General features: G+C 66.1%; 8 protein-coding genes. 7 read left to right on the top strand and 1 reads right to left on the bottom strand.

What is annotated here, in order from left to right; all coding sequences use genetic code 11:
- Window positions 1-197 precede the first annotated feature (197 nt).
- The 6 genes from EKL94_RS21540 (at window position 198) to EKL94_RS21515 (ending at window position 4,539) form a co-directional block, all read left to right on the top strand.
- Window positions 198-557 (top strand): GntR family transcriptional regulator, encoded by a 360-nt coding sequence (locus EKL94_RS21540; RefSeq protein ID WP_006453095.1) that lies wholly within the window; start codon window positions 198-200, stop codon window positions 555-557.
- On the top strand, window positions 557-1,432 hold the full coding sequence (locus tag EKL94_RS21535) for an ABC transporter ATP-binding protein (protein WP_126930580.1): 876 nt from the start codon (window positions 557-559) through the stop codon (window positions 1,430-1,432). The genes EKL94_RS21540 and EKL94_RS21535 overlap by 1 nt, the downstream gene beginning before the upstream one ends.
- A complete protein-coding gene (locus tag EKL94_RS21530) occupies window positions 1,429-2,457 on the top strand; it encodes an ABC-2 transporter permease (RefSeq protein WP_126930579.1) in 1,029 nt (342 codons plus the stop codon). Before EKL94_RS21535 ends, EKL94_RS21530 begins: the two co-directional genes overlap by 4 nt.
- Window positions 2,458-2,482: 25 nt before the next feature.
- A complete protein-coding gene (locus EKL94_RS21525; RefSeq protein WP_126930578.1) occupies window positions 2,483-3,370 on the top strand; it encodes a DUF4097 family beta strand repeat-containing protein in 888 nt (295 codons plus the stop codon).
- A 31-nt stretch (window positions 3,371-3,401) separates the two neighbouring features.
- Window positions 3,402-4,007: a YggN family protein gene (locus tag EKL94_RS21520; RefSeq protein WP_126930577.1), complete on the top strand. Its 606-nt coding sequence runs from the start codon at window positions 3,402-3,404 to the stop codon at window positions 4,005-4,007.
- Between the two features lie 106 nt (window positions 4,008-4,113).
- Complete coding sequence (locus tag EKL94_RS21515; protein WP_126930576.1) at window positions 4,114-4,539, top strand: hypothetical protein; 426 nt, start codon at window positions 4,114-4,116, stop codon at window positions 4,537-4,539.
- A 70-nt stretch (window positions 4,540-4,609) separates the two neighbouring features.
- Here the strand turns inward: EKL94_RS21515 and EKL94_RS21510 are convergent, their stop codons facing one another.
- Entirely contained in the window at window positions 4,610-6,037 is a 1,428-nt protein-coding gene (locus tag EKL94_RS21510) for a class II fumarate hydratase (RefSeq protein WP_126930575.1), read from the bottom strand.
- 292 nt (window positions 6,038-6,329) lie between these two features.
- On the opposite strand from EKL94_RS21510, the gene purB reads away from it, so the two are divergent.
- Complete coding sequence (gene purB, locus EKL94_RS21505) at window positions 6,330-7,697, top strand: adenylosuccinate lyase (RefSeq protein WP_126930574.1); 1,368 nt, start codon at window positions 6,330-6,332, stop codon at window positions 7,695-7,697.
- Window positions 7,698-7,966 lie beyond the last annotated feature (269 nt).

The raw sequence follows: 7,966 nt of genomic DNA, 5'->3' as shown, positions 1-7,966 counted from the left end.
TTAACATAGATTGGTGTCGGAAAATCTGGCGTTCGTTGTTTTTTCACGTGGTCTGGCCCCCGACAGGTCCGACACGGGACAGCCGGCGGCCAGGGCCAGTGGGTATAAGGGCACGCCCCCTCCCCGCGTCGGCTGCACAGCGCGCTGTCCATGCCGTATTTCTCGTTCGCCCAGCCGCTGACCCCACGGAGCTGAATATGAGCGACATCCAGTGGAGCGACGGCGCTCCCATCTACCGTCAGTTGAAGGAGCGCGTGATCGCCATGATGCTCGACGGAATCCTCAAGCCGGGCGATGCCCTGCCTTCGGTGCGCCAGGTGGCCGCCGACTATCAACTCAACCCCATCACCGTTTCGCGCGCTTACCAGGAACTGGCCGACGAAGGCCTGGTCGAGAAGCGCCGCGGCCTGGGCATGTTCATGACCGAGCAGGCGGCCACGCAGCTGCGCAGCAGCGAGCGCGACCGTTTCCTCAACGAAGAATGGCCAGCGGTTCTGGAGCGCATCCAGCGCCTGGGCCTGAGCCTCGACGAATTGCTGCCCCAGGGGAAAGTCTGATGAATAGCACTGCAAGTGAGTCGGTCATCACCGCCCGAGGCCTGCGCAAGGCCTACAAGACCACCGTCGCCCTCGACAACGCCAGTTTCAGCATTCCAAGCGGGCGCATCGTCGGCCTGATCGGGCCCAATGGCGCCGGCAAGACCACCGCGCTGAAGGCCATTCTTGGCCTGACCTCGGTGGAGGGTGAACTGAGCGTGCTCGGCCGCGACCCGCGACTGCGCCGCGACGAGCTGATGAACGACATCTGCTTCATCGCCGACGTCGCCGTGCTGCCGCGCTGGCTGAAGGTCCGCGAAGCGATCGATTTCGTCGCCGGCGTCCACCCGCGCTTCGACCGCGCCCGCTGCGAGCGCTTCCTGGCCAACACCAAGCTGCAGCCGAAGCAGCGCGTGCGCGAGCTGTCCAAGGGCATGATCGTGCAGCTGCACCTGGCACTGGTGATGGCCATCGATGCCCGCATCCTGGTGCTGGACGAGCCGACCCTGGGCCTGGACATCCTGTACCGCAAGGAGTTCTACCAGCGCTTGCTGGAAGACTACTTCGACGAACAGAAGACCATCATCGTCACCACCCACCAGGTGGAGGAGATCGAGCACATCCTCAGCGACGTGATGTTCATCCGCGACGGCCGCATCGTGCTCGACGCGGAAATGGACGACGTCGGCCAGCGCTACACCGAGCTGCTGGTCAATGCCGACCAGCTGGATACCGCCCGCGCCCTGAAACCGATCGACGAGCGCAGCCTGACGTTCGGCAAGACGGTGATGCTGTTCGATGGCGTGCCGCGCGCCCAGCTTTCCTCCCTCGGCGAGACCCGCATCCCGGGCCTGGCCGACCTGTTCGTCGCCATCATGAAGGGGACCTACGCATGAATGCCGTCAACCACCCCGTCAGCCCGGTCGGCACCCTGCGCTGGCTGCTCAAGCGCGAGTACTGGGAGAACCGCGGCGGTTTCCTGTATGCCCCGTTGATCGCGGGCCTGATCTCGCTGGTGATGAGCATCGCCGGCATTGCCTTCGGCCTGTTCGCGCTGAACCGTGCAGCGCGCGACGGCGGCCTGCACATCGATGGCGAGGACGTGAACATCAATGGCCTGAACCTGGCCCTGCTCACCCGTGACATCAGTGCCAAGGACCTTGCTGATCTTGGCAACGGCCTGGACCTGACTCTGGTACTCAGTTCAAGTTGGCCGTTCCTGGTGCTGGCCTTCGTGGTGTTCTTCTACTGCCTGGGCGCCCTGTACGACGATCGCCGCGATCGCAGCATCCTGTTCTGGAAGTCGTTGCCGCTGTCGGACACGCAGACCGTGCTGTCCAAGGTGATCAGCGCACTGATCGTGGCACCGTTGATCGCGGTCATCGCCGGCATCCTCACCATGTTCGGCTTCATGCTGATCATCAGTGCCGTCGCGCTGCTGCACGGTGGCAGCCCGATGACCCTGATCTGGGGCCCGGCCAGCCCGCTGACCCTGGCCGCTGGGCACCTGGCCTGGATTCCGGTCTATGCCCTGTGGGCCCTGCCCACCGCCGGCTGGCTGCTGCTGTGCTCGGCATGGGCCAGGAGCAAGCCGTTCCTGTGGGCGGTAATGCTGCCGCTGTTTGCCGGCATCATCGTCAGCTCCACCAAGATGATGCCGCTGGTCGGCCTGACCACCGGCTGGTTCTGGCAGAACATCGTCGGCCGCCTGCTGCTGGGCGGCGTACCCGGCATGGACCTGCTGTATCGCCTCGGCGCCGACGAAGCCTCACGCCGCGACCTGGACTCGGTCGTCAGCCTGATGTCCCCCGCCTCGCAGCTGAAGTCGCTGGCGATGCCGGAGCTGTGGATCGGCGCCGTCGTCGGTGCAGTGTTCATCTTCCTTGCCATCCGCCTGCGCAAGCGCGCCGGCGAGATCTGATCCCATCCATCCGGAGGCACCACCCATGCGTTCTTTGCTCGCCTGTTCTGCGTTGTTGCTGTTGCCGTTGTCGGCGCTGGCCGCCGATGCTCCGAACTGCAAGTTCACTGCCGCCCGGGCACTGAAGCTGGACGTGGCCGGTGCCAAGACGGTTGTGTTCGAGGTCAACCAGCATGACCTGAAGGTGGTCGCCAGCGCCGGCGGCGGCCAGCTGGACGGCCGCGCCTGCGCGTCCAGCCAGGAATGGCTGGACCAGCTGGTACTGGACCAGCGCAAGGTGGGCGACAAGCTGGTGGTGAGCCTGCGCCGCGACGGCCGCCAAAGCGGCATCAGCCTGGGCAACAGCTACGCCTGGCTGGATATCCGTGGCAGCGTGCCGGACAACCTGCCGCTGCAGTTCAAGGTCGGCTCGGGTGACGCCAGCGTGGAAAACGCACAGTCACTCAGCGTGGACGTCGGCTCCGGTGACGCGGTGGCCCGCGGTACCCGTGGCAGCATCCACGCTGCAGTGGGTTCCGGCGACCTCAACATCGATGGCGGCAGCTCCCTCAATCTGCTGTCACTGGGTTCCGGCGACGTCACCGTACGCAACATCAGCGGTGACGCCAGCACCGGCACCGTCGGCTCCGGTGACCTGAAGATCGCCGATGTGCGCGGCAACGCGCGGCTGGATACCGTGGGCTCCGGTGACATCGAGTTCAAGCGCGTGCAGGGCAACGTTGAAGTGGGCGTGGTCGGCTCCGGCGGGGTCGATCTGGCCGACATCGGCGGCAATGTGCATGTCCGCAGCCACGGTTCGGGCGACATCCACGTCGACGGCGTGCGCGGCACCCTGACCGTCGACCACAGTGGCAGCGGTGACGTCGATCACCGCAACGTCAGCGGCCGGGTCACTCTGCCGCGCAGCAAGTAACCCTCTTCCAGACACTGACCAGGGGAACACCATGAACCTGTTGCGCCTGTTGCCTGCTGTGCTGCTGTCCCTGCCGCTGATCGCCTGCGGCGGCACGTCGTCCGCGCCCGACAAGACCGTCGGCAAGAGTGTCGCCGAAGCCACAGGCGGCGTTGGCGAGACCGTCAAGAACGCCATGGACGATGCCCGCAAGGATATCGCCCAGGGCAACATCAAGATCTCGGCGGACAAGCAGCCGCGTGCGGAGATCACCCCGGATGGCCGCCTGCTGATCGCGGGCAAGGAAGTCGCCGCCAACGATATCCAGCGCCGCCATCTGCAGGAATACCGCGGCCACGTGGTCGCCATCGCGATGGATGGCATGGATGTCGGCCTGGCCGGCGCCAAACTGGGTGCCAGTGCGGCCGGCGAAGCGCTGAAGGGCATTTTCAGCGGCGACAGCGAAGGTGTCGAAAAGCGCATCAATGCCGAAGCCGAGAAGATCGAAGCCCAGGCCAAGCGCATCTGCGACCGCCTTCCGGCGATGCTGGCCAGCCAGCAGGCGCTCGCACGCGAACTGCCGGCATTCAAGCCCTACGCGACCATGGACCAGGGCGACGTGGACGACTGCGGCAAGGACACCTTGGTCCAGCGCTAGGCCTGTGACAGATCAGCGCACCCGGCCGGCAGCGGCGTCCGGCTGCCGGCCGTAGTGCGCCGTCCGGCTTACAATAGCGGCCCCGGACGCCCCCGAACCGAATGTCATGAAGAAGCTGTTTCTGCTGCTGGCCGCCCTGCTCTGCCTTGGCCTGGTCGGCTGTGACCAGGAGTACCGCAACCACCGTGCCGAGCGCGGCAAGCCCAAGATTTCCGTCAGCGAAGGCATGGTCACCGTGCGTCGCCCGCCCGCGCCGAACATCATCATCCTCGCCGACGGCACGATGAAGATGGACGAGATCCAGATTCCGCTGGACGATGGGCAGAAACAGATGCTGCAGACCATGTTCGGCAAACTGCAGGTGCTGCGCCAGAACACCCTGGTGGCCGCACCGGCAGATCCCAACATGCAGCCGGTGAAGATCCAGCCACCCGAGGGCATGGAAGTGATTCCGGCAGACCTGATCCAGCGCATCCCGGAATTCAAGGATTACACCGACACCTTCGGCAACATCGTCGCCGACCGTCGCTGAAGAAAAACGCCGCCCGAGGGCGGCGTTCCTGCGTGTGGTGGGTGTGGACCTTGGTCCGCACGCCGTTCGATCAGCCGCCGGCGCCACCACCGCCAGCCTGGATGCCGCCGGCGGTCAGCGCGGTCGGGTCCAGCAGGCGACGCAACTCGGCCTCGTCAAGCCCGCTGTCTTCCAGCGCCACGTCCAGCACCGGGCGCTGTTCCTTGTAGGCACGCTTGGCAATCGCCGCGGCCTTCTCGTAGCCGATGATCGGATTCAGTGCGGTGACCAGGATCGGATTACGCGCCAGCGCCTCGGCAACGCGATCCTCACGCACCTTCAGCCCGGCGATCGCGCTGTCCGCCAACAGGGTGGACACGTTGGCGAGCAGGCCGATGCCATCGAGCAGGTTCACCGCGATCAGCGGCAGGGTGACGTTGAGCTGGAAGTTGCCGGTCTGGCCGGCCACGGTGATCGCGGTGTGGTGGCCGATCACCTGTGCACAGGCCATCACGGTCGCTTCCGGAATCACCGGGTTGACCTTGCCCGGCATGATCGAGCTGCCCGGCTGCAGCGCCGGCAGTTCGATCTCGCCCAATCCGGCCAGCGGACCGGCGTTCATCCAGCGAAGATCATTCGCGATCTTGATCAGCGCCACGGCCAGCGCATTGAGCTGGCCGGACAGTTCCACTGCATCATCCTGCGCGGCCAGGCCTTCGAACTTGTTCTCGGCGCTGTCGAACTTGAAGCCGGTCTGCTGCTTCAGCGCCTTGGCCACCTGCGCGCCGAAACGCGGGTCGGCATTGATGCCGGTGCCGATGGCGGTGCCGCCCAGCGGCAGGCGGCGCACGCGCTTGAGGCTGTCTTCGATGCGCTCCTGCGCCGAGGCCAGCTGCGCCGACCACGCACCGAATTCCTGCTCGAAGGTGAGCGGCATCGCGTCCATCAGGTGGGTACGGCCGGTCTTGACCACCTTGCGCAGGCTGCGGCCCTTCTTGTCCAGGGTCCTGCGCAGGTGCACCAGCGCCGGCAGCAGCTGCTCATGCGTCGCCAGCACTGCCGACACGCGCAGCGCGGTTGGAATCACGTCGTTGGAACTCTGCCCCTGGTTGACGTGGTCATTGGGGTGCACGGTGGTCTTGCCCGCCTTGCCGGCACGGTTGGCCAGGGTGGCGATGACCTCATTGGCATTCATGTTCGACGACGTGCCCGAACCCGTCTGGTAGACATCGATCGGGAACTGCGCGTCCCAGTTGCCGGCGGCCACTTCGGCGGCAGCGGTCTGGATGGCCTTGGCCACGTTCTTCGGCAGGTGGCCCAGCTCTGCGTTGACGCCCGCGGCGGCGCCCTTGACCAGGCCCAGGGCACGGATGAAACCGCGCGGCATGCGCTGGCCCGACACCGGGAAGTTCTGCACGGCACGCTGGGTCTGGGCGCCCCACAGGGCGTCCGCAGGCACCTGCAGCTCGCCCATGCTGTCGTGTTCGATTCTGAAACCCTTGCTTGCAGCTTTGCTCATTGCATCAACTCCGCACTACTTCAGTTGGGGAAAGGGAAGCGGCGGCTGGCAGGGTGTCGCTTCCCGGGCTGGCGGCTGCGCCAACGATACTCCCTTGCCCGCAGCGTGGGATGACGAGGGCGGGCCAGATCGTTTCATCCGCAGGGCCGTTCTGCGCGCGCAGGACTGTGCCGGCCGCTGGCCGGCAATCCATGGAAGCCTAGGCCGGGCGTGGTTGCCGGCCAGCGGCCGGCACTACCTGACCGGCACGTCGTAGAATATGGCCCCCGCCGCTCGCCCCAGCCCTGCCGACATGTCCGATTCCGCCCTGCTCGCCCTGTCCCCGCTCGATGGCCGCTATGCCGGCAAGGTCGACGCCCTGCGCCCGATCTTCTCCGAGTACGGCCTGATCAAGGCCCGCATCACGGTCGAAGTGGAGTGGCTGCTGGCCCTGGCCGCCGAGCCGGGCATCGTCGAGCTGGCCCCGTTCTCCGACGCCGCCGTCGCCCGCCTGCGCGCCCTCGCCGCCAGCTTCAGCCCGGCCCAGGCCGCGCGCGTGAAGGAAATCGAGCGCACCACCAACCATGACGTCAAGGCGGTGGAGTACTTCATCAAGGAACAGCTGAAGGATGACGCCGAGCTGGCCCCGGCGCTGGAGTTCGTGCATTTCGCCTGCACCAGCGAAGACATCAACAACCTCAGCTACGGCCTGATGCTGGAACAGGCCCGCCGCGAGGTGCTGCTGCCGACCCTGGACGGCATCGCCAGCAGCCTGCGTACCCTGGCCCACGCCCAGGCCGGCCAGCCGATGCTGTCGCGCACCCACGGCCAGACCGCCTCGCCGACCACCCTGGGCAAGGAACTGGCCAATGTGGTCGCCCGCCTGGAGCGCCAGCGCAAGCAGATCGCCGCGGTCGAACTGACCGGCAAGATCAACGGCGCGGTGGGCAACTACAACGCCCACATCGCCAGCTACCCGGACGTGGACTGGCCGGCCTTCGCCGAGCGCTTCGTGACCGGCCTGGGCCTGGTGTTCAACCCGTACACCACGCAGATCGAGCCGCACGACAACATCGCCGAGATCGGCGATGCCGCGCGTCGCGCCAACATCATCCTGATCGACCTGGCCCGTGACATCTGGGGCTACGTTTCGCTGGGCTACTTCAAGCAGCGCCTGAAGGAAGGCGAAGTCGGCTCGTCGACGATGCCGCACAAGGTCAACCCGATCGATTTCGAGAATGCGGAAGGCAACTTCGGCATCGCCAACGCGCTGTTCGAGCACTTCAGCGCGAAGCTGCCGATCAGCCGCTGGCAGCGTGACCTGACCGACTCCACCGTGCTGCGTGCGCTGGGCACCGCGTTCGGCCACAGCCAGGTGGCGCTGGATTCGCTGGCCAAGGGCCTGGGCAAGCTGGAAGTGAACCCGCAGCGCCTGGACGCCGATCTGGACGCGGCCTGGGAAGTGCTGGCCGAGGCCGTACAGACGGTGATGCGTCGCCACGGCCTGCCGAACCCGTACGAGCAGTTGAAGGCGCTGACCCGTGGCCAGGGCATCACCGCCGAGTCGATGCGTGCGTTCGTGCAGGGGCTGGAGCTGCCGGCGGATGCGAAGCAGCGTCTGCTGGAGATGACCCCGGGCAGCTACACCGGCCTGGCCGAGTCGCTGGCGAAGAAGATTTAAGGTTTTCCTGCGGCGGCGGCCGCGGGCGCTGCCTGCGGCAGGCAACGGCAACAGCAACATCAACGTCAAAGGCGGCTCTGGGTTATTGCCTCGCTTGGCGGGGCGGGTTGGGTTCCCGGGGTAAGCGGGGGACCCGGCCCTGAAGTGACCCCCGGGGTGTTGACGCAGGTTCCATCCCCAGGGAACACTGGAGGGATAACGCTGTCTCTTGTCAACATCTCAGACGCCCCGAGGGACCCCCCTTTTTTTGTTCTTTTTTTTTTTTTAAA

Origin of the sequence: Stenotrophomonas maltophilia (assembly GCF_003970865.1) — a bacterium.
Classification (GTDB): Bacteria; Pseudomonadota; Gammaproteobacteria; order Xanthomonadales; family Xanthomonadaceae; genus Stenotrophomonas; species Stenotrophomonas maltophilia_AR.
This window is presented reverse-complemented; position numbering and strand designations above follow the sequence as displayed.

What these genes read in the sequence shown, in the direction of transcription:
- EKL94_RS21540 (WP_006453095.1), top strand. Translation starts at nt 198, where the DNA reads ATGAGCGACATCCAGTGGAGCGACGGCGCTCCCATCTACCGTCAGTTG.
- EKL94_RS21535 (WP_126930580.1), top strand. Translation starts at nt 557, where the DNA reads ATGAATAGCACTGCAAGTGAGTCGGTCATCACCGCCCGAGGCCTGCGC.
- EKL94_RS21530 (WP_126930579.1), top strand. Translation starts at nt 1,429, where the DNA reads ATGAATGCCGTCAACCACCCCGTCAGCCCGGTCGGCACCCTGCGCTGG.
- EKL94_RS21525 (WP_126930578.1), top strand. Translation starts at nt 2,483, where the DNA reads ATGCGTTCTTTGCTCGCCTGTTCTGCGTTGTTGCTGTTGCCGTTGTCG.
- EKL94_RS21520 (WP_126930577.1), top strand. Translation starts at nt 3,402, where the DNA reads ATGAACCTGTTGCGCCTGTTGCCTGCTGTGCTGCTGTCCCTGCCGCTG.
- EKL94_RS21515 (WP_126930576.1), top strand. Translation starts at nt 4,114, where the DNA reads ATGAAGAAGCTGTTTCTGCTGCTGGCCGCCCTGCTCTGCCTTGGCCTG.
- EKL94_RS21510 (WP_126930575.1), bottom strand. Translation starts at nt 6,037, where the DNA reads ATGAGCAAAGCTGCAAGCAAGGGTTTCAGAATCGAACACGACAGCATG.
- purB (WP_126930574.1), top strand. Translation starts at nt 6,330, where the DNA reads ATGTCCGATTCCGCCCTGCTCGCCCTGTCCCCGCTCGATGGCCGCTAT.